22 protein-coding genes are annotated in these 18,824 nt (G+C 60.7%); 11 read left to right on the forward strand and 11 right to left on the reverse strand.

The features are described 5' to 3' along the window. Positions 1 to 193: 193 nt before the first annotated feature. The 8 genes from J3A64_RS02110 (at position 194) to J3A64_RS02145 (ending at position 5,559) form a co-directional block, all read left to right on the forward strand. Entirely contained in the window at positions 194 to 1,210 is a 1,017-nt protein-coding gene (locus tag J3A64_RS02110; protein WP_210063544.1) for a P1 family peptidase, read from the forward strand. A 195-nt stretch (positions 1,211 to 1,405) separates the two neighbouring features. Then, positions 1,406 to 1,627: a translation initiation factor IF-1 gene (gene infA, locus J3A64_RS02115; RefSeq protein WP_011775571.1), complete on the forward strand. Its 222-nt coding sequence runs from the start codon at positions 1,406 to 1,408 to the stop codon at positions 1,625 to 1,627. 72 nt (positions 1,628 to 1,699) lie between these two features. Next, complete coding sequence (rpmJ, locus tag J3A64_RS02120) at positions 1,700 to 1,813, forward strand: 50S ribosomal protein L36 (protein WP_011775570.1); 114 nt, start codon at positions 1,700 to 1,702, stop codon at positions 1,811 to 1,813. 196 nt (positions 1,814 to 2,009) lie between these two features. Beyond that, positions 2,010 to 2,387 carry a 30S ribosomal protein S13 gene (rpsM, locus tag J3A64_RS02125; protein ID WP_011775569.1) on the forward strand — a complete coding sequence of 126 codons (378 nt, stop codon included), beginning with the start codon at positions 2,010 to 2,012 and terminating at the stop codon, positions 2,385 to 2,387. Positions 2,388 to 2,438: 51 nt separating this feature from the next. After that, positions 2,439 to 2,840: a 30S ribosomal protein S11 gene (rpsK, locus tag J3A64_RS02130; protein WP_014922380.1), complete on the forward strand. Its 402-nt coding sequence runs from the start codon at positions 2,439 to 2,441 to the stop codon at positions 2,838 to 2,840. A 149-nt stretch (positions 2,841 to 2,989) separates the two neighbouring features. Next, the gene (locus J3A64_RS02135; protein ID WP_011775567.1) at positions 2,990 to 4,000 is read left to right on the forward strand and encodes a DNA-directed RNA polymerase subunit alpha; all 1,011 of its coding nucleotides are present in this window, start codon (positions 2,990 to 2,992) and stop codon (positions 3,998 to 4,000) included. A gap of 66 nt (positions 4,001 to 4,066) precedes the next feature. Continuing rightward, on the forward strand, positions 4,067 to 4,636 hold the full coding sequence (rplQ, locus tag J3A64_RS02140; protein WP_043470498.1) for a 50S ribosomal protein L17: 570 nt from the start codon (positions 4,067 to 4,069) through the stop codon (positions 4,634 to 4,636). Between the two features lie 32 nt (positions 4,637 to 4,668). After that, positions 4,669 to 5,559: a tRNA pseudouridine(38-40) synthase TruA gene (locus J3A64_RS02145; protein ID WP_286176137.1), complete on the forward strand. Its 891-nt coding sequence runs from the start codon at positions 4,669 to 4,671 to the stop codon at positions 5,557 to 5,559. 17 nt (positions 5,560 to 5,576) lie between these two features. On the opposite strand, the gene J3A64_RS02150 is transcribed toward J3A64_RS02145, so the two are convergent. From J3A64_RS02150 to J3A64_RS02195, 10 genes are all read right to left on the reverse strand, one after another. Continuing rightward, positions 5,577 to 6,752 carry a serine protease gene (locus tag J3A64_RS02150; RefSeq protein WP_011775564.1) on the reverse strand — a complete coding sequence of 392 codons (1,176 nt, stop codon included), beginning with the start codon at positions 6,750 to 6,752 and terminating at the stop codon, positions 5,577 to 5,579. Between the two features lie 287 nt (positions 6,753 to 7,039). Further along, a complete protein-coding gene (locus J3A64_RS02155) occupies positions 7,040 to 7,930 on the reverse strand; it encodes a type II secretion system F family protein (RefSeq protein WP_011775563.1) in 891 nt (296 codons plus the stop codon). 9 nt (positions 7,931 to 7,939) lie between these two features. Next, entirely contained in the window at positions 7,940 to 8,887 is a 948-nt protein-coding gene (locus J3A64_RS02160) for a type II secretion system F family protein (protein ID WP_210063545.1), read from the reverse strand. Next, complete coding sequence (locus J3A64_RS02165) at positions 8,884 to 10,326, reverse strand: CpaF family protein (RefSeq protein WP_210063546.1); 1,443 nt, start codon at positions 10,324 to 10,326, stop codon at positions 8,884 to 8,886. Before J3A64_RS02165 ends, J3A64_RS02160 begins: the two co-directional genes overlap by 4 nt. Further along, complete coding sequence (locus J3A64_RS02170; protein WP_210063547.1) at positions 10,323 to 11,519, reverse strand: AAA family ATPase; 1,197 nt, start codon at positions 11,517 to 11,519, stop codon at positions 10,323 to 10,325. The genes J3A64_RS02165 and J3A64_RS02170 overlap by 4 nt, the downstream gene beginning before the upstream one ends. Further along, complete coding sequence (cpaB, locus tag J3A64_RS02175) at positions 11,516 to 12,262, reverse strand: Flp pilus assembly protein CpaB (protein ID WP_011775559.1); 747 nt, start codon at positions 12,260 to 12,262, stop codon at positions 11,516 to 11,518. Before cpaB ends, J3A64_RS02170 begins: the two co-directional genes overlap by 4 nt. Positions 12,263 to 12,306: 44 nt before the next feature. Beyond that, a complete protein-coding gene (locus J3A64_RS02180; RefSeq protein WP_210063548.1) occupies positions 12,307 to 13,371 on the reverse strand; it encodes a TadE/TadG family type IV pilus assembly protein in 1,065 nt (354 codons plus the stop codon). Continuing rightward, positions 13,359 to 13,808, reverse strand: coding sequence for a TadE family protein (locus J3A64_RS02185; protein ID WP_210063549.1), 450 nt, complete (start codon positions 13,806 to 13,808; stop codon positions 13,359 to 13,361). The genes J3A64_RS02180 and J3A64_RS02185 overlap by 13 nt, the downstream gene beginning before the upstream one ends. Before the next feature lie 95 nt (positions 13,809 to 13,903). Continuing rightward, entirely contained in the window at positions 13,904 to 14,101 is a 198-nt protein-coding gene (locus J3A64_RS02190) for a Flp family type IVb pilin (protein ID WP_210063550.1), read from the reverse strand. A 335-nt stretch (positions 14,102 to 14,436) separates the two neighbouring features. Further along, complete coding sequence (locus tag J3A64_RS02195) at positions 14,437 to 15,081, reverse strand: prepilin peptidase (protein ID WP_210063551.1); 645 nt, start codon at positions 15,079 to 15,081, stop codon at positions 14,437 to 14,439. Between the two features lie 288 nt (positions 15,082 to 15,369). On the opposite strand from J3A64_RS02195, the gene rplM reads away from it, so the two are divergent. The 3 genes from rplM (at position 15,370) to glmM (ending at position 17,882) form a co-directional block, all read left to right on the forward strand. Further along, the gene (gene rplM, locus J3A64_RS02200) at positions 15,370 to 15,813 is read left to right on the forward strand and encodes a 50S ribosomal protein L13 (RefSeq protein ID WP_011775554.1); all 444 of its coding nucleotides are present in this window, start codon (positions 15,370 to 15,372) and stop codon (positions 15,811 to 15,813) included. A gap of 38 nt (positions 15,814 to 15,851) precedes the next feature. Continuing rightward, a complete protein-coding gene (gene rpsI, locus J3A64_RS02205; protein WP_011775553.1) occupies positions 15,852 to 16,358 on the forward strand; it encodes a 30S ribosomal protein S9 in 507 nt (168 codons plus the stop codon). Positions 16,359 to 16,517: 159 nt separating this feature from the next. Then, the gene (gene glmM / locus J3A64_RS02210) at positions 16,518 to 17,882 is read left to right on the forward strand and encodes a phosphoglucosamine mutase (protein WP_210063552.1); all 1,365 of its coding nucleotides are present in this window, start codon (positions 16,518 to 16,520) and stop codon (positions 17,880 to 17,882) included. A gap of 71 nt (positions 17,883 to 17,953) precedes the next feature. Here the strand turns inward: glmM and J3A64_RS02215 are convergent, their stop codons facing one another. Further along, positions 17,954 to 18,823, reverse strand: coding sequence for a D-alanyl-D-alanine carboxypeptidase family protein (locus J3A64_RS02215; RefSeq protein WP_014922372.1), 870 nt, complete (start codon positions 18,821 to 18,823; stop codon positions 17,954 to 17,956). Position 18,824: the final 1 nt, after the last annotated feature.

An 18,824-nucleotide genomic window follows, 5' to 3' on the forward strand; every position in this document is an offset into this window, starting at 1 on the left:
CACTTCCTAACCCGTTTACTCAGCGTTACTCGCCCGTTCGTATTTGAGGCTCGGCTCCCACTTCGTGGTCGGGTCCGTGCCCTGCGGGCGAACTGGACCCCTCTGCGCGCTCGGTCGTGCCTCCCTTGGACGCGCGCTGCCGGGGTCCAGCCCGCCAGCAGTCCTGTGGGGGCCGAAGGTGGAGAATGGAGCCATGAATTCGATCACCGATGTTGCTGGCATACGGGTTGGGCATGTGCAGAGGGTGGGGGAGGGGTGGTTGTCCGGGGTTACTGTGGTGCTTCCTCCGCCGGGGACTGTGGGGTCTGTCGACGTGCGCGGGGGTGGACCCGGGACGCATGAGACCGATGCGCTGGATCCGACCACATTGGTTTCCACTGTGGATGCCGTGGTGCTAACAGGTGGCAGCGCGTTCGGCTTGGCCTCGGCTACCGGGGCGCAGTTGTGGTGTGAGGAGCAGGGGAGGGGATTCGCTGTTCCCGGGACTGTGGTGCCGATTGTGCCGGCGGCCGCCATCTTCGACGTCGGACGGGGCGGCGACGTGAAGGCCCGACCCGGTGCGGACATGGGCTACCAGGCAGCCGCCGCAGCCTTCGCCTCAGGCGACCACGCCGCCGTCGAACGTGGAAACGTGGGTGCCGGTACGGGGGCCGTTGTTGCGCATGGCCACTACAAGGGCGGGGTCGGTACGTCGTCCATCACTCTCGATGGCGGGGTGATCGTCGGAGCCATTGCCGTGGTGAACGCGATGGGGGCGCCGGTGTTTGGCCCTGCGGACCTGCAGCCCTCTGCGCGCTCGGTCGTGCCTCCCTTAGACGCGCGCCGCCGGGCCCCAGGCCCGCAGGATCAGCCGGGTGTGCCGTTCGCGACACCGCCGCAGGGGCTCAACACCACGTTGGTGGTGATTGCGACGAATGCCGTACTCGATGTGGCCGAGTGCAAGCGGACTGCATCTGCCGGGCATGCGGGGCTGGCCCGGGCCTTGGATCCGTCCCATACGTTGGCGGACGGAGATACCGTGTTCGCTTTGGCGACTGGCGCCGTCGGGCTTGACCGTAGCACTGAGCAGGCACGGCAGGTGTCGCTGATAACGCTCCAAAGCGCCGCGGCGGAAGCCGTCCGGCTGGCCATCCTGGATGGCATCCTGGCGGCCGAAAGCGTGTCGACGGAGGCCGGTGACTTCCCCGCCTATCGGCAAGCGGGGGAGTGACGGCTGGAGGTACGTGCGCTACCATAGACGGATTTAACTTTCCGGCCACATTGGCGTAGAGTTATTTGTTGGTTGTCTGTGCAGCCACGCCCTTTTTAGTGTCGTGGTTCCAAGAGGGCCAAGCAAACAAAAAACGTCCGCTGGATCTTCGGTGCCTAACTGGAGGACGGCGGCAAACAACAGTTAGCGGAGGATATGGCCAAGAAGGACGGGGTCATTGAGATCGAGGGCGTTGTGACTGAGGCGCTGCCCAATGCGATGTTTCGTGTTGAGCTCACCAATAAGCACGTCGTTCTCGCACACATCTCTGGGAAGATGCGACAGCACTACATTCGAATCCTCCCCGAGGACCGGGTAGTGGTTGAGCTGAGCCCATACGACCTCACACGTGGTCGTATCGTCTACCGCTACAAGTAAATTGCTGGGCGGCAAGGCAATAGTGCCTAAGCCGCTCCAGCAGATCAACTGCAAAACACGCAAAGGAACGCCATGAAGGTCAAGCCGAGCGTCAAGCAGATCTGCGACAAGTGCAAAGTGATCCGCCGTAACGGCCGGGTCATGGTGATCTGCGAGAACCCGCGCCACAAGCAGCGCCAGGGCTAATTCCCCTTCCGGGAATCTGCGTCCGCAAGGACAAACCTGGGCTGCTAGCCCACGCAAGTAAATAAAGGCAGCACAAGCTGTGCCAGGACTGCATTACAGAGCCTGGTCAGCGAACCCCCGGTCGGAGGCTGGGGCCACACTGAACGTGTGGGTGTACTGCCTACGACCTCCGGTTTATTCAAGGAGTACTGCCACTATGGCTCGTCTCGCTGGCGTAGACATTCCCCGCGAAAAGCGGTTGGAAATTGCGCTTACTTACATCTACGGCGTGGGCAAGACCCGTGCACACGAAACCCTGGCTGCCACCGGCATCAGCGCTGACGTTCGCGTCAAGGACCTGACTGACGCCGAGCTGGTCCAGCTGCGTGACTACATTGAAGGCAACTACAAGGTTGAGGGTGACCTTCGCCGCGAGGTAGCCGCTGACATCCGCCGCAAGGTAGAGATCGGCAGCTACGAAGGCCTGCGCCACCGCAAGGGCCTGCCCGTACGCGGACAGCGTACGAAGACCAACGCTCGTACCCGCAAGGGCCCGAAGCGCACCGTCGCCGGCAAGAAGAAGGCCGGACGTTAATCCCTCGGGATTGATCCGGTTTTCCCCCGATAACTTTCTGTAGGAGAAACAATGCCCCCGAAGACTCGTGGAGCGGTTCGTAAGCCGCGTCGCAAGGATAAGAAGAATATTGCGCTTGGCCAGGCGCACATCAAGAGCACCTTTAACAACACCATCGTGTCCATCACGGACCCGAACGGTGCTGTAATCTCATGGGCTTCCGCCGGTGAGGTTGGCTTCAAGGGCTCACGTAAGTCCACCCCGTTCGCTGCCCAGATGGCTGCCGAAGCTGCTGCAAAGCGCGCTCAGGAGCACGGTCTGCGCAAGGTTGACGTATTCGTTAAGGGCCCGGGATCCGGACGCGAAACCGCAATCCGTTCGCTTCAGGCTGCTGGCCTCGAGGTTGGCTCCATTCAGGACGTCACCCCCAGCGCCCACAACGGTTGCCGCCCGCCGAAGCGCCGCCGCGTCTAATTAGGTCTTCCCTGCCTGACCGGCCGGGCCTGCTATGGATGGTTTCGATCATCCATCAGCATGGCCCGGCTGGTCAGGCTGGAAACCGAAGCCGATTTCCACCACCTGTGTTGCGTCATATAGCGGATGCTCGCCGAAAGGAAACCTAAGTGCTCATTGCACAGCGCCCCACCCTGTCTGAAGAAGTTGTATCCGAGAACCGCTCCCGTTTCATCATTGAACCGCTGGAACCGGGCTTCGGCTACACCCTCGGAAACTCCCTCCGCCGTACCCTGCTCTCCTCCATCCCCGGTGCCGCTGTAACCAGCATCCGGATCGATGGCGTGCTGCACGAGTTCACCACGGTTCCGGGTGTCAAGGAAGATGTCACCGAGATCATCCTGAACATCAAGAACCTTTCGGTTTCCTCAGAGCACGATGAGCCGGTTGTTGCTTACCTGCGCAAGCAGGGCCCCGGAGTCGTCACCGCCGCGGACATCGCTCCGCCGGCCGGCGTCGAATTCCACAACCCGGATCTGCACATTGCCACTCTGAACTCGAAGGGCAAGTTCGAACTCGAGCTGACCATCGAGCGCGGCCGTGGCTACGTTTCGGCAGCTCAGAACAAGTCCGGCGACTCCGAGATCGGCCGTATTCCGGTTGACTCGATCTACTCGCCGGTCATGAAGGTAACTTTCCGCGTGGAAGCTACCCGTGTTGAGCAGCGCACCGACTTCGACAAGCTCATTGTCGACGTCGAGACCAAGCAGGCCATCGCCCCGCGCGATGCTGTTGCTTCCGCAGGCACCACCTTGGTGGAACTGTTCGGTCTGGCTCGTGAGCTGAACACCGCAGCTGAAGGTATCGAGATTGGCCCGTCGCCGACGGACGCTGCCCTGGCAGCGGACATGGCTCTGCCGATCGAGGATCTGGACCTCACCGTCCGTTCCTACAACTGCCTCAAGCGTGAGGGCATCCACACCGTGGGTGAACTCGTTGCCCGCTCCGAGGCTGACCTGATGGACATCCGTAACTTCGGTGCGAAGTCCATTGACGAGGTCAAGGCAAAGCTCGTGGAACTGGGTCTGTCCCTCAAGGACTCCCCTCCCGGTTTCGATCTCGCAGCCCGCGCCGCAGCCATCGAAGAGGACGACGCCGCGTTCAGCGACGACGAGCTCTAAACAGCAGATCTTGGCCGCCGGGTCCAGTGATGGACCTGACCGGCTTACATAACAGGAGAAATAACTATGCCTACCCCCACTAAGGGTCCGCGCCTCGGAGGCGGCCCGGCTCACGAGCGCCTGATGCTCGCGAACCTGGCAGCTGCTCTCTTTGAGCACAAGCGCATCACCACCACGGTCACCAAGGCCAAGCGCCTGAAGCCGTACGCAGAGCGTCTGGTCACCTTCGCCAAGCGTGGCGACCTCGCTTCCCGCCGCCGCGTTCTCGGCCTGATCAGCGACAAGGGCGTTGTCCACGAGCTGTTCACCGACATCGCCGGCGCCGTTGCTAACCGCGATGGTGGCTACACCCGCATCACCAAGATCGGCAACCGCAAGGGCGATAACGCTCCCATGGCTGTCATCGAGCTCGTTCTCGAGCCGGTTTCCCCGAAGCAGGCCGTTGTTGCTGAAGCAACCGCTGCCGCTGCCAAGGCTGCTCCGGCTGCCGAGGAAGAGGTCGTTGAGACCGAAGAGGCTCCTGCCGTTGAGGCAGAGGCTGCTGAAACCGAAGAGGCTCCGGCCGCTGAGGCAGAAGCTGCTGAAGCTGAAGCTGCTGAAACCGAAGAGGCTCCGGCCGCTGAGGACAAGAAGTAATTCACTGAATTCTTCACAGTAGACTTAAGTCTATGAACGAACGAAAACCCGCTGCCCCCGTTATGGGGGGCGGCGGGTTTTTGCGTGTCCGGCTTGATCTTTCCTACGACGGCGGCCCTTTCAGCGGGTGGGCTCTGCAGCCAGGTCTCCGGACCGTGCAAGGATCCCTTGAGGAAGCTTTGGCGCTCCTCCTGCAGCGACCGGTTCGTGTGACGGTTGCAGGCCGGACGGACGCCGGCGTCCACGCCCGCGGTCAAGTGGTTCACCTGGACCTGACGGAAGCCGAGTGGCTGTCACTGCCGCGCGGGCATGAGCTCGATCCCGCCGTCGCGCTTTTACGCCGACTCCGCGGCGCTTTGAGCCGCATTCTCGGCGATCTGACGGGGTCCATTGAAGTGCACGACGCCGGTCTGGCGCCGGAAGGTTTCGACGCCCGCTTCTCAGCGTTGTGGCGGAGGTACAGTTACCGGATTGCCGACGGTCCGGAACGTTGGGACCCTGTGCTGCGGGGAATCACTTTGTGGCATAAAGCGCCTTTGGATGTTGAGCTCATGAATCACGGTGCCCATTCCCTGCTGGGCCTCCAGGATTTCCGTTCTTACTGCAAACCCCGCGAGGGAGCCACCACCATCCGTGAGCTGCAGCAGTTCTCGTTTGTTCGTGGAAGCGACGACGTTATTGTTGCCACCGTGCAGGCCGATGCGTTCTGCCACAACATGGTGCGGTCCTTGGTTGGTTCTGCGCTCCGCGTGGGGGAGGGGTTGGAAACTCCGGGTTGGTTGCACTCACGTCTTCTCGAACGCAAACGCGATGCCAAATCTGTGCTTGCTGCTCCGCATCCCTTGGTGCTGGAGCAAGTCGCCTACCCGTCCGATAGCGAGTTGCTGGCGCGGGCCGAGCTGACGCGGGCCCGGCGAGAGTAGACCATACCGTCGAAGAACTACAGAGGCTGACCGTCCTCACGGCGCGGTCCGTTCTCAGGGCGCGGTCCATTCTCGGGGCGAGGCGGTTCTTGCACCCAAGGCATCTGTGGACCGGCAGGCATAGCGGCTGCGGCGGCCGGCTTGGGCCGTTGGCGCATCGCCCGGGTGAGGAAGATAGCCATGACGGCGAGGGCGAGCACGAGGCCTGCCAGTGTTACGATCATCCACAGCGGAATCTCAGGACCGGTCGACGTGACGGCGGTCGGGTTCTCAACGGCAGCCGCAGGGGCTGCGGACTGTGACGCCGGCTCAGCCAACTTGACTCCATTTGCTGTCAGGAATTCCCGGAGCGTTTCCGTGTCGGTGATGTAGTTAGCTTGTCCAGCCCCTTGGTACACGTAGGCGGAATTGATGCCAATGACTTGTCCCTCCTCGTTGACTGAAGGCCCTCCGGACATCCCCGGGGTGATGTCGGTGTCGATCTCCGTGCGGGGAACACCTTGCGTTGAATAACTGCGTGAGCTCACGGCTCCGGATCGGTACGACGGCTTTTGCCGTTCCACATCCGAGGTTGAGCCAACGAGATCAGGAAAGCCAATAGAGGTGACCTTCTCGCGGACTTTGGGTGCCTCCGGGCCTATCGACAAAGCGGGGGTGTCTTTCATATCGGCAATACGCAAGAGGGCGTTGTCGCCCTTCTCAAAACCTTGTTTGGCGATCAGCTGCGCTGTAATGGCGGTTTTCCCGCTGAGAACTCCGCCGTCGATGCCCGAGGGCTGATCAATCTTGATGGATGGCTCGCCCAGGCTCATGGGCCAGTCAACGTCCTCAGCCCTGACCCCCGTCAAGCCCTGCTCTTCAATGACGTTCGAGTAGACGCTCACACGAAGTCCGTCGTCAGCCTCGACGCAGTGGCCGGCAGTTGCCACGTGCCCTGTGTCGCTGACGAACCATCCCGTGCAGTACGCGTAGACGGTGGTCCGGTACGTTTCGGTGGTTCCGTCCTTGAAGGGCACCTGAACGGAAGCGCTCCACGCAGTGTCCACCCACACAATGGACTTGTCGATGGTGTCCGCGTTGATCTCGGCTGCTGCAGGCGACGCGGCCAGAATCGGTGCTGTTAGCAGTGCCGCCAAGCAAGCCGGTATAGCGAGTTTCTTCTCCGGCTTCTTGACCGTCTCTGACCTTTTCATGATCATTCCCTAGGCTTTGATATGGGCAGACGTTGGGCGGATCCCAGGCTGTACGTGGAGTGTAGAAGAGTGGTTCAGTGCTTGGCACGAGTAGGGCGTACTCGACTTCCGTGAGGAGTGCTACTTGAACCCTCCGGCAGGTACTCGTTTGCCCAGAAGTGGCTACTGGCTGAATGGGTCTGTTGGAGGACCCCCTCCCGGCTCTGGGTACCGGAAGGGGGCCGATGTGGCCGCCCGTGGTCTGGGATCCGCGAACGGCCGGTATTTAGGGCAATAACACCAGAACCCTAAAAAGTGCCGGCCAGATTAGTCATCACATTGAGGACGGCCGGACCCATGATGACGATGAACAGCACTGGCAGGATGCAGAACATCAAAGGGAACAGGACCTTCACAGGCAGCTTCATTGCCTGCTCCTCCGCCCTTTGGCGGCGTTTGATACGCATTTGCTTGGCTTGGGTCCGCAGGACGTTGGCTATGGCGATCCCATAGGTATCGGCCTGCACTATGGCCCCGACGAATGCCCTGAGGTCGTGGACATCCACACGTTCGGCCAAAGCCACGTATGCTTCCTTGCGGCTGCGTCCCGCCTGCATGTCCTGCAGTGTTCGGAGCATTTCCATGGCCAGCGGTCCCGAACCATTCTGCCCGGCCCGGGCCATGGCCCCTTCAAAACCAAGGCCGGCTTCAACGGAGATGAGCATCTGGTCCAGGGTGTTGGGTAGCTCAGTTTGGATTGCCTTTTGCCGTTCGGCAGCGCGGCCGTGGATGATCAGGTCCGGGATGAAGTACACCAGCAACACTGCGGCCAGGTACAGCAGGAAACCCTGGCCCGAAGGGGCTCTCAGGAAGAACAACAGACCCACGAGGCCTGCTGCCAAGGCCAACGCTGGTTTGAGGATCAGGAGGCGTCCCAGGGGCATTCCCGCTGGTCGGCCCAATTTGGCCAGCAACTTGTCCAGCCAGATGGTGTAGCCCTTTGGGGTGAGCTTTGCACCCAGACGATGCAGGTTGAATGCTGACGGCTGTGCCCCCAAGTCAGTGGCCATTCCTGCGCTTCGACTCAAGTTGGTACGGACGGTTGCGAGGCCAGTACGGTCTACTGAAATGAACGCCCATGCCATAAAGGCGATGGGAACTACGATCAAGGCGACGGACGCCCATGCAATAACGTTCATGGTCACTCCCTAGAACTTGATCTTGACGACGCGGCTGAGCCAGAAGGACCCCAACGCAAGAAGGACGACGGCTACCACGAGCATGATCCAACCCACGGGGTGCGTGAAGAGAGGCTGGATGTACGTCCCGTTGGCGAGGCTGAGGTACAGAAACATGCCGGTCGGCAGTGCTATGAGCACATACGCTGACAGCCGACCTTCAGCGCTGAGGGCCCGCACTTGGCCTTTGATTTGTGATCGCTCGCGGATCGTTTCAGCCACGTGGTCCAGTACTTCAGCCAAGTCGCCGCCCACTTCACGGTGAATTTCGATGGCCTGGGTGGCCCAGAGGAAATCCTCGCTGTGTAGACGGTTTGCTGCGTCCAGGAGTGCATCGCGGAGGTCACGTCCCAGACGGACTTCTCCTACGATCCTGGCGAATTCTTCCTTGGTAGGTGACTGTGCCTCCAGAGCCACAGCATCGACTGCCCGCAGCAAGCTATGACCGGCCCGCATGCTGCCGGACAGCATTTGCAGCGTGTCGCCCAGTTGAGCTTCGAACTGCGCCCGGCGTCGGGACGTCATGACGCTCAGAACCATGCGTGCGCCGATGGGCACTAAGATTCCGAAGAGTATTGCCACCAAGAGACCGCCGAGGATGAAGCCTACGACGGCGCCAGTGAAGGTGGCGCAGATGACCAAGAGTACGTAGTCCGCCGGCCGCATCCTGGAGCCGGCCTGCTCAAGGAGAAGCCTGGTTCCGGAAGCCCTGCTGGCCGAAACTGACCCATCTACCAATGCGACAGCAGAATTTGTCATCCGGGTCAGCACTGAGTCCTGGGTGCCGGCGTTTGGACGCCGCCGGGACAATGCAATCGTTGAGTTCCTCGACCTGGGGATAAGGAATAGCCCGATCGCCAAGGCTGCGAATCCGAGAATCACTCCGGCTATGAGCAGGAGGGGGTTGGTGGCGGTCATCGCTGCCCACCGCCAGTGTGCACAGTTCCAAAGACACCCGGGGACAAGTAGATTCCAAGGTCCGCGAAGTGGTCCACGAACCGTGGCCGCACTCCTGTAGGAACGGGCTTCCCGAGGAACCGCCCATTGGCATCCATGCCTGCCGAGTAGTCGAAGGTGAAAGCATCCTGCAAGGTAACAACGTCACCTTCCATGCCCTGCACTTCCGTCACATGCGTGATACGCCGGGTGCCATCCCGCAGCCGCGAGATCTGAACCACCAGGTTCACGGCGGACGAGATCTGCTCCCGAATCGCCCTGAGGGGCAAATCCATTCCGGCCATAAGCACCAACGTCTCGAGGCGCGCGATGGCATCGCGGGGCGAGTTTGCATGGACAGTGGAGATGGATCCATCATGGCCGGTATTCATCGCTTGAAGCATGTCGAGTGCTTCCCCGCCGCGAACTTCGCCCACTACGATCCGGTCCGGGCGCATGCGCAGGGAATTTCGCACGAGATCCCGGATGGCGATCTCACCCTTTCCTTCGATGTTGCTGGGTCGGCTTTCCAACCGGACAACGTGCGATTGCTGGAGCTGCAGTTCCACGGCGTCTTCGATGGTGACGATGCGTTCATCGGAAGGAAGAAACGATGACAGGACGTTCAAGAGCGTTGTCTTTCCTGTTCCTGTACCGCCCGAGACGATGATGTTCAGCCGGGCCTGTACGCACGCGTGAAGCAGTTCGGTGATCTCGGGGCTCATGGTTCCCAATTGGATGAGATTCTGGGCCGTTAGCGGCACACGGCCAAACTTTCGAATCGTGAGCGACGATCCATTGACAGCGAGCGGAGGAATAATCGCATTGACTCGGGATCCGTCCGAGAGCCTTGCGTCCACCAGTGGAGAGGACTCGTCAATGCGGCGGCCAACCTTGGAGACAATCCGCTCAATGATTCGGCGAAGATGCTCTTCGGAGCTGAAATGAACATTGGTTAAGTGAAGTCTTCCGGCAATCTCCACGTAGACCTTGTCGGCACCGTTCACCATGATCTCTGTGACGTCCTTGTCGTCAAGGAACCGTTGAAGCGGCCCAAGACCAAGAACGTCGTCAGCGATCTCCTGGACCAGTCGTTGTCTCTCCTGGGATGTCAGCGGAATGTCGTCTTCGTCAATAACGGCACGGAGTTCCTCTTTGACGTAGCGGTGGAGTTCCGCCTCATCCAGTGTGGTGTCTGAAATTCGGGAACCCATACGATCAAACAACGCTGAACTGGTGCGTTCTTTGACTGCTGACAACGCTTGGCTTGAGTCCTCGGTAGTTCCTCCTGCTCCCGTTGAATCGGCGATGTAGTCAGGGGTGTGGGTTGCTGGCCCGGCCCATGGATCTCCCAATGTTGACGTGCCCGGGGTCTCAACTTCCAGCCCCCGAGCGGTCTGAAGGCGCTTTGCGAGGTTCACTTGACTACCGCCCTTCGGTGCAGCTGCTTGTGCGGCCGTTCTTCCCAGCCCGGCTTGAAGCGATCAACGAGCTGACGGAGACCGCGGAGCGTGACATCCTTCGTCCCGTCTTGAAGTACGGGGATGCCCCTATTGGTTGAGTAGGGGAGTGAACGGGACCGCGGCAAAGTGACATCCACCGGGCACCCTATGGTGGCTTCCACATCAATCAAGGTCAGCCCGCTGCGCTTGTCCGCGAAGTTCAGGACAACGTGGCGCTGTTCGGGGACCAGCCCGATCTCGTCAAGTATTTCGAGACCGTTCCGAAGTCCTCTGATGCTCGGGATATCCATTCCACATACCCACACGACGTCGGAGGCACGTTCTAGGGTCGCCAGGACGTGCTCACCAAGACCCGGTGCGGTATCCACAATCACGTAGTCGAATTCCCTGGCCAGTTGTTCAAGGAGATGCCCCACCTGTTCCGCGGAAATCTGCTCGATTTGGGAGGGGTTACGGGGCGCACAGAGGGCATAAATACCGGCGGGATGAACTGAGAGATATGACTTCAGCACCATGCTGTCCTGGACTGCCGCACCGGTAACCGCATCCGCGATTGTCCTATCCGGGTCTATGAGGAGCCCGGATGCGACGTCGCCGAACTGGAGATCCAAATCGGCGATGACAACCCTCATGGGAGAGATTCGCCCCAGCCCAATAGCGAGGTTGGTTGAGATAGTCGTCTTGCCCACGCCGCCCTTGGGCGACATGACGGCGATAATCCGCCCTCCCTGTGGCCCTGCGTCTACTTGTGCACCCAAGCCCCTGCGACGCCCGGCAGCCGCGAGGCTGGCACGCTCCAACAGCGCCCGAATGGTGCCCGGATCCGCGGAAGGCTCCAACAAGTCACGGATGCCTGCGCGCATTGCCGGGAGTGCGACTTCCGCTGCATCCGTCGAAGCGAGCACTACGCTGATCTCCGGATACTGAAGATCGAACAGGCTTGCCAATCGGATTGCGTCGTCAGCCTGTAGCCCGGGCCCCAGGACAAGGACTTCCAGCAGTTGTCCGGACAGCACCCGGAGGACGTCGTCCGGGCCCTGCGGCAAGTAGTCGGCAATGATGGACTGCACATCGCCATGCATGCCGGAAGCGGCGTGGCGGACGCGCTTTTCGAAATCTACATCAGCCGTGATGACTAGAAAGCGGCTCATTGGAGTACCTCTGCCTTCTTGATGGTGACGCGTGCGCTTTCCTGGGCCTCGGCGGGTTCTTTCGTCAGCCAGATATCCCCGTACTTTGCTCCGTAAACGATCTTGGTGGCGTCCACATCGCTGCGGGCGAGTGTCACGATGAATGAACCCTCCGGCAGCTGTGTGTTGGCCTGCTCCGAGCTTGCTTGCGCGGTGTTCGAGTTCCTGGCTGTGGCCCGCTGAACGCTGGTAACGAGCACTTTATGGAAGACGAGCTGGGCTGAAGCGTCAGTGTCGGATTGCCCGTTCTCGCCCACCAGCACCACGACGCCTACGGTGTCGCCGGCGGCCAGTCGCCCGCCTACAACGCGCTGCGCATCAAGTTGTACTGAAACTTCTTGAAGTCCGTCGGGGACAGGGACTGACCCGGGGGCCGCCAGGCTGTTGGGATCCACCAGGCGGTTTCCCAGCAGGGCTTCACCAGGCATGAGTTCTGCCCCCGCGACTTTGCCCTCCATTCCGGAGAGGCTCTTGAGGGCACCATTGGGTACTGAAGCCGCGGGTAGCGAAGCAAGCTTTACAGCAGACTTGATCTGCTGAAGATCGGCTCCCTCGGGAACCTGACTTTGGATAACAAGGACATCAACGGGCTGGAGGTCCTTTTGTGCCCGCGCGTCTGCTGCTTGAACGTATGTGACCAGTAGCAGCGTGCCGACTATTGCCAGCACGACTGCGACTATGCCTCCCAGTAGGCGAGTTTTCACTTTGATTCTCCTTAGTGCAATGGAGTTTTCTCCCAGATTGGTTACTACTCGGTGAGTTGGACGCCCAAGGCGCCGTACGTGGTTGGGCCGCCCAGAGTTGCGGCCTCCGTCAGACTTACTTTCTTGATGAAGGTGCCGTACAAACCTGTGTCGCTGTTCTTGAGACCCAGGGACTTCTGAAGCGCAGAGGCATCGGAGGTCATGTAGCTGGATCCGCCGCCCGTGAGATGCCACCCCCGGAGAGAGATCTGCGCGAAGGCCTCGATCTTGAAGGACTTCTTGTAGGGTGAGGAAGCGCAGGGGTTGGTTCCCGTACCCTTCTTCACTGGGCAGGCTGTTTCGAAAATCGGAATGAGAAGTTCCACAGGCTTGCCGGCTTTGAGCTTGGTCTCCCAGGACGCGAAGGCGGCAGCGCACGTCGAATCGAAATCATTGCCCTCGTTGGCCTCCAACCAGGGATCGTCAATGTCTATGTGCACCGTGCAGGTGGAGCCTGGGTGTTTGAGCCAGCCGAATCCACCGGGAAGCTCGAATCCCGATGAAGACTGGTGCTGGCATGCGTAGTCCGGGTTGTCGGAAAGCGTGGTGCCGTGAACCGGGAAGAACTGCAGGCCTTTGGTGAAGCTCGGGTCCGCCTCGCATTGGGAGAACGTCAGCGGGATGGCATCGGTAGCTGAGAATCCGCCGAATTTAGCTTGGGCCGAGGCCTGGATGTTGGCTGTCTCGACGCCCAAGGCTCGCGCGAACACCAGAGTGAAGTGATTGTCGCCGGAGGTGTTGCGGGATTGGGTCGTGACATCAACGGTCCCGGTGCCCAGATTTACCGAGGCTTGTGGCGCATTGCTGACACCGTCGAGTGCATTCAGGCCCGCCAAGGAGGTTGCTGCTGATGTGGGTGCAGCACAGTCGGCTGAAGCGGCGTTCTGTGCACAAGCCTGGGCGATGCCTATTGCTGATGAGTCGGCACCGTTCTGCAACTGAGCGTGCTCGGAGTACATCATGGCAACATCTACGGCGAAAGCAGTCATGCCCAGGAGGGCCACCATCAGCATGGCGGTCATGGGAGCAACAGCGCCGCGCTCGCGATCATCGTGTTTCAGCCGCCGCATCGCATGACTCCTGTCCCGGAGATATCCAGTTCGGCCGGCATCCCGGGCACCAGTCCTGGAAATCCAGTCATCCACGGCGTGCTGTAGGAGATATTGACCTCCACGTTGCACGGGCTTGTGCCCGACGACGTGACGGTGATGTCGCCCGGAGCCAAGTCCACGGTGGGCGCGGCGGCCACACCAGCCGCCTGCGCGTCGCCGACGCTGTAGGTGGAATCTGATTGATGAATAGCTGCGTAGCGGGCTGCTTCGCGAGCGGCCTCAGACAAGGAAATCTGGATGTTGAATGCCCGGCCGAACTCAAAAATCCCCAGTACCAAGACGAGGAATATCGGCAGTACAAGTGCAAATTCAACTGCTACCGCACCAGACTGGCTATTAGCGGTAGAGGGCTTTCTGTTAAAGAGCGTTTTACTCTTCCTACCTTTGGATCTCATAGCAACTCCCAGAAAACGATTCCGGGCCGGCTGCAGCCGATGAGTGTATCGGAGCAGCCGGCCCGGGTTTCGATATGAAGCCGGCCAGTTCCGAGCTACGGAAGGGTGTTGACGACCGTGGTGAAGCCCTTTAGTACCTCAGTGCCCAGTGTGAGCACGGTGCCAACGATGACAGCAGCGATCAGAGCCACGAGCAGTCCGTATTCAACAGCCGTCGCGCCCTTCTCCTCGTTGGTGAAGCGGTCCTTGACGCCGGCGATGAACGAGATAACGGAAACCATGAGAGATGACATTGGAAAATCCTTCCCAGAATAAAAGTTGTTTTGGCAAATGATGAATGATGCATAACAGGCGGCAAATTATCTAAATTCGCCCGAATGTCGAACTGCCCCCATGATGCCTTTAGCGGTTCGGAATTCGATGAGATAAGAATTCACCAGGACATGCAGAAGCCACAATGCGTAGTCGTACTCGATTTATCCGGGCATCGGTTACCTGCCAGCGTGCCGTGGGGGAGGTAAGTACTCAGGTCAGGGCCGCAAAACACGCGAAAACTACTTGCTTTTAGCAGGAGCCTTATTAATCAAGGCGCGCACTGAAGGGGGGGTAAGTGCGTACTAAGCCAGCGCTAGTTCATGAACAGGGCTACGCCCAGCGCGGCGATGAACATTGCGGGTCCGTGAGCTGTTTCTACGGGCTTTTCGGTAGATCGCAGGCGCAACATCAGCACCGTCAGCACCCCGCCCACCACGAATCCCAGTAGCCCGCCAATGAGTACTTGCTGCCAACCCAAGTAGCCCAAGTACAAGCCGAGGGGTGCCGCGAGCTTCACATCGCCCATTCCGAGGCTTCCCGGCGAAAAAAGTCCCAGAATTAAGTAGCCGGCGAACAGGATCGCTCCTCCGGCGAGAGCTCGAATCAAGTCCGCCCATCCTGGCGTGAGGGCAGCGGAGGCAAGGAGCAGGACCAATCCGCCCCCAAACAAAAGTAAAACCAGTGCGTTCGGCAGCAAGTGGACGGTGAAATCAATCCGCGAAAGCTGAACGCCAAGCAATGCCAATAAAAGAAATGCCGGCAACTCCGGAGAAAACCCAAAACGCCACGCCAGTAAGCCAAAAAGCAGCGCGGTGACCCCCGCCGTCGTGATCCGGACCTTGAGGGCAGGCGCGCCGCCGAGTCGCGGCAGCGTGCGGGCGATCACTAGCTCGGCAGTAGGGCTGAGCAGCAACCCGAGGAGCGCAATGAGGAGTGGGACGCCGGGGCCATCGTTCATGTTTCTCCCTTAGTAAAAGTGCGCTACCCCTGGGGGCGGTTACCCCATTTTGACCCGGACGCCCTAGTGACGGTATTGTTTAGAGTCGTTGTGCGTGTCCTATCTCGATGACACATGCCTTCCGGGGGATCCAGTTGCAGGATCGCTAACTCCTGAGGCATTTCGAGATCTTGGGATAACTGGTACATAGAGCCCTCACCTCTGCTCCGGTAGCGCATACATAGTAGGTGCACGCCTTATTGCGTGCCGCCTAAAACATGAACGCCAGAACAAGAACGAGGCAAAACCGTGCGTACGTACACCCCGAAGCCCGGCGATATCAACCGCCAGTGGCACGTCATTGACGCCACCGACGTTGTCCTTGGTCGTCTTGCCAGCCAGACCGCAACACTGCTGCGCGGAAAGCACAAGCCGACCTTTGCGTCCCACATGGACATGGGCGACTTCGTCATCATCATCAACGCTGAAAAGGTTGCCCTCACCGGCGCCAAGCTGGAGCAGAAGCGCGCATACCGCCACTCCGGTTACCCGGGCGGCCTGACCTCCGTCAACTACGCCGAGCTGTTGGAATCCAACCCGGTTCGCGCTGTTGAGAAGGCCATCAAGGGCATGCTCCCCAAGAACTCCCTCGCAGCTCAGCAGCTGGGCAAGCTCAAGGTCTACGCAGGCCCGGAGCACCCCCACGCTGCACAGCAGCCGAAGACTTTCGAAATCACCCAGGTCGCCCAGTAGTCCTGGCCACCAACCAACTTTTCATTACAAGGAGAACCGTGGCTCAGAACGAAGAACTGACCGCCGAAGCCGTCGAGGCTGAGGAAACCCTCACCAGCTACACCTCTGAAAGCACATCTGCTGAAGATGCGCCCAAGAAGGAGCGCCCGGCACTGACCGTTGCCGGTGCAGCTGTTGGCCGCCGCAAGGAAGCCGTTGCACGCGTTCGCGTTGTGCCGGGTTCCGGCAAGTGGACCATCAACGGCCGCACGCTGGACAACTACTTCCCGAACAAGCTGCACCAGCAGGACGTCAACGAGCCCTTCAAGATCCTCGATCTCGAAGGCGCCTACGACGTCATCGCCCGTATCCACGGCGGTGGCATCTCCGGCCAGGCCGGTGCACTGCGCCTCGGTGTTGCTCGCTCGCTGAACGAGATCGACGTCGACAACAACCGCGCCACCCTCAAGAAGGCCGGTTACTTGAGCCGTGACGCCCGCGTCATCGAGCGCAAGAAGGCTGGTCTCAAGAAGGCACGTAAGGCTCAGCAGTACTCCAAGCGCTAAACACGCTTACAAGCGCTTTCAGCGCTTACTCGAAAGCCCGTTCCGCCGTTTCGGCGGGGCGGGCTTTCGTCGTTTAACAACCCAGGCAGGGAGTCAGGAAACGCACCGCAAGTGACCTGTTGAACCGGTGGTGTCCTGTCGTCGTCTAAACTTGACCCGATGTCTAGATTATTTGGAACAGATGGCGTCCGCGGTCTCGCGAACGGATTGCTCACCGCTGAACTGGCTATGCAGCTCGCGCAGGCGGCCGCCGTCGTACTCGGCCATGACCGCACAACTGATGGCAAGCGGCCGCGCGCCGTCGTCGCAAGGGATCCCAGAGCCAGCGGCGAGTTCCTTGCTGCGGCCGTGGAGGCTGGGCTTTCCAGCTCCGGCATCGACGTCTACGACGCCGGTGTGCTCCCCACCCCTGCTGCGGCTTACCTCGTTGCGGATCTCGACGCCGATTTCGGCGTCATGTTGTCGGCCTCCCACAACCCGGCGCCGGACAACGGTATTAAGTTCTTTGCACGGGGCGGTCAGAAGCTCCCGGACGATGTTGAGGACGCCATCGAGGCGCAGCTGGGTAAAGAGCCGCAGCGCCCGGTAGGCGCCGACGTCGGACGCATCCAACGGTTCTCAGACGCCGAGGACAGGTACATCGTGCACCTGCTCGGCACGCTGCCCAAGCGCTTGGAAGGCTTGAAGGTGGTCCTCGACTGCGCCCATGGTGCAGCGAGCGGCTGTTCACCCCAGGTGTTCAAGGACGCCGGGGCTGACGTCGTAGTTATCGGAGCAGAGCCCGACGGCCTCAACATCAACGACGGTGTAGGTTCCACCCACTTGGGTCCGCTGAAAGAAGCTGTGGTTAAACACGGCGCGGACCTTGGCGTAGCCCATGACGGCGATGCCGACCGCTGCCTGGCAGTTGACCATGAAGGCAACGAAGTGGACGGCGACCAGATCATGGCGATCCTGGCGCTGGCACTGAAGGAAGCCGGAAAGCTCAAGGACAACATTCTCGTGGCCACGGTCATGAGTAACCTCGGCCTCAAGATCGCCCTTCGCGATGCCGGCATCACTATCCGGGAGACCGGTGTTGGTGACCGTTACGTCTTGGAGGAAATGCGTGACGGCGGGTACAACCTTGGCGGCGAACAGTCCGGCCATGTGATCTTCTCGGACTTCGCAACTACAGGTGATGGTGTCCTGACCGGGCTTCAGCTCGCCGCGCAGGTCGCCCTGACGGGCCGCAGCCTCAAGGACCTGTCCAGCGCCATGACAAAGCTTCCGCAGCTCATGATCAACGTCAAAGACGTTGACAAGGCCCGGGCCGCCACCGATGAAGGCGTTGCCGAGGCCGTTGCCGCAGCGGAGCTCGAACTCGGTGAGACGGGCCGTGTGCTGCTCCGCCCTTCAGGCACTGAGGCACTGGTACGTGTCATGGTGGAAGCCGCTGACATGGAGACGGCCGAGCGCATCTGCAAGGGCCTTGCTGCCGTGGTCAAGGAGCGTTTGGGCGCTCCCAGCGAATTGGCAGTCTAGGAAAGCTCACTTTTTTGGCCCGCTGTCCTGCTTGAGTAGAAGCAGGACAGCGGGCCTCAGTGTTTAAGGTTCTAGAGGTAGTCCGGCGCTGCTTCGAGCCCGAAGTACTCTTCCAGGGTCGCGATGCCCCGCGTGGCCATGTCGGTTGCCGCCTCCACGCCGATGTAGCGCAGGTGCCAGGACTCGTAGAAGTACCCGGTAGTGTCGTGGAACATCCACGGATAGCGGACCACAAAGCCGAACTTGTGGGCATTGGCTTTCGCCCACACTGCGGCGGGTTGTTCGGCGAAGCATGGTTGGAAGCTGCACGCTCCGCCACCATCGCCAATGTCGAAGGACCACCCCGTCTGATGCTCGGAGTGCCCTGGGCGGGCGGAGGCGCGGTCCGCTGCCGCCTGCCCGGTGCTCGCTACGTACCCGTTGTACGTGGCCACTTGGGTGGAATAGGAACGGTAGCCGGAGGCCAACGTCATGATGATGCCCTCCGAGGCTGCTGCCCCGAACATCTTCTCTGCCGCGGCCGCCGTCGTGCTGTTAAGCAAAGCCGCTTCGCCGCTGACGGCGAGCTGTATGTTCGGCTGGACCAAATCTGCCGGAACGAAGTCCTGGGGAGCCAAGGGCCGGTGCTTGTTGACCACAACCCAGGGACTCGTGGGGTCCGTCAGCGAGTGCTGCGGGGCAACGGAACTCGACGGGGCGGTGCTGGACGGTTCAGCGCTGGGCGCGGGTTCGACGGGTGCAGGCTCGGTGGCTGTGGCACCGGGGGTGGCGGCGGAAGGCGTTTCGGAGGCCGAGGGAACCCCGCTGGCGGCGTTGGCCGCAACAGGGGAGGGTGCAGTGTTGTCCGGTGCGCAGGCGGCGAGGGCCGCCATTCCTGCACCTGCGGTCAGCAGGCTCGCGAAAGCGCGACGGCTCGGCATCGGCTGAGGATTGTTGGCCACG

Origin of the sequence: Pseudarthrobacter sp. PvP004, assembly GCF_017876035.1 — a bacterium.
In the GTDB taxonomy this organism is placed as follows: domain Bacteria; phylum Actinomycetota; class Actinomycetes; order Actinomycetales; family Micrococcaceae; genus Arthrobacter; species Arthrobacter aurescens_A.

What these genes read in the sequence shown, in the direction of transcription:
- J3A64_RS02110 (WP_210063544.1), top strand. Translation starts at nt 194, where the DNA reads ATGAATTCGATCACCGATGTTGCTGGCATACGGGTTGGGCATGTGCAG.
- infA (WP_011775571.1), top strand. Translation starts at nt 1,406, where the DNA reads ATGGCCAAGAAGGACGGGGTCATTGAGATCGAGGGCGTTGTGACTGAG.
- rpmJ (WP_011775570.1), top strand. Translation starts at nt 1,700, where the DNA reads ATGAAGGTCAAGCCGAGCGTCAAGCAGATCTGCGACAAGTGCAAAGTG.
- rpsM (WP_011775569.1), top strand. Translation starts at nt 2,010, where the DNA reads ATGGCTCGTCTCGCTGGCGTAGACATTCCCCGCGAAAAGCGGTTGGAA.
- rpsK (WP_014922380.1), top strand. Translation starts at nt 2,439, where the DNA reads ATGCCCCCGAAGACTCGTGGAGCGGTTCGTAAGCCGCGTCGCAAGGAT.
- rplQ (WP_043470498.1), top strand. Translation starts at nt 4,067, where the DNA reads ATGCCTACCCCCACTAAGGGTCCGCGCCTCGGAGGCGGCCCGGCTCAC.
- J3A64_RS02145 (WP_286176137.1), top strand. Translation starts at nt 4,669, where the DNA reads ATGAACGAACGAAAACCCGCTGCCCCCGTTATGGGGGGCGGCGGGTTT.
- J3A64_RS02150 (WP_011775564.1), bottom strand. Translation starts at nt 6,752, where the DNA reads ATGAAAAGGTCAGAGACGGTCAAGAAGCCGGAGAAGAAACTCGCTATA.
- J3A64_RS02155 (WP_011775563.1), bottom strand. Translation starts at nt 7,930, where the DNA reads ATGAACGTTATTGCATGGGCGTCCGTCGCCTTGATCGTAGTTCCCATC.
- J3A64_RS02160 (WP_210063545.1), bottom strand. Translation starts at nt 8,887, where the DNA reads ATGACCGCCACCAACCCCCTCCTGCTCATAGCCGGAGTGATTCTCGGA.
- J3A64_RS02170 (WP_210063547.1), bottom strand. Translation starts at nt 11,519, where the DNA reads ATGAGCCGCTTTCTAGTCATCACGGCTGATGTAGATTTCGAAAAGCGC.
- J3A64_RS02180 (WP_210063548.1), bottom strand. Translation starts at nt 13,371, where the DNA reads ATGCGGCGGCTGAAACACGATGATCGCGAGCGCGGCGCTGTTGCTCCC.
- J3A64_RS02185 (WP_210063549.1), bottom strand. Translation starts at nt 13,808, where the DNA reads ATGAGATCCAAAGGTAGGAAGAGTAAAACGCTCTTTAACAGAAAGCCC.
- J3A64_RS02190 (WP_210063550.1), bottom strand. Translation starts at nt 14,101, where the DNA reads ATGTCATCTCTCATGGTTTCCGTTATCTCGTTCATCGCCGGCGTCAAG.
- J3A64_RS02195 (WP_210063551.1), bottom strand. Translation starts at nt 15,081, where the DNA reads ATGAACGATGGCCCCGGCGTCCCACTCCTCATTGCGCTCCTCGGGTTG.
- glmM (WP_210063552.1), top strand. Translation starts at nt 16,518, where the DNA reads ATGTCTAGATTATTTGGAACAGATGGCGTCCGCGGTCTCGCGAACGGA.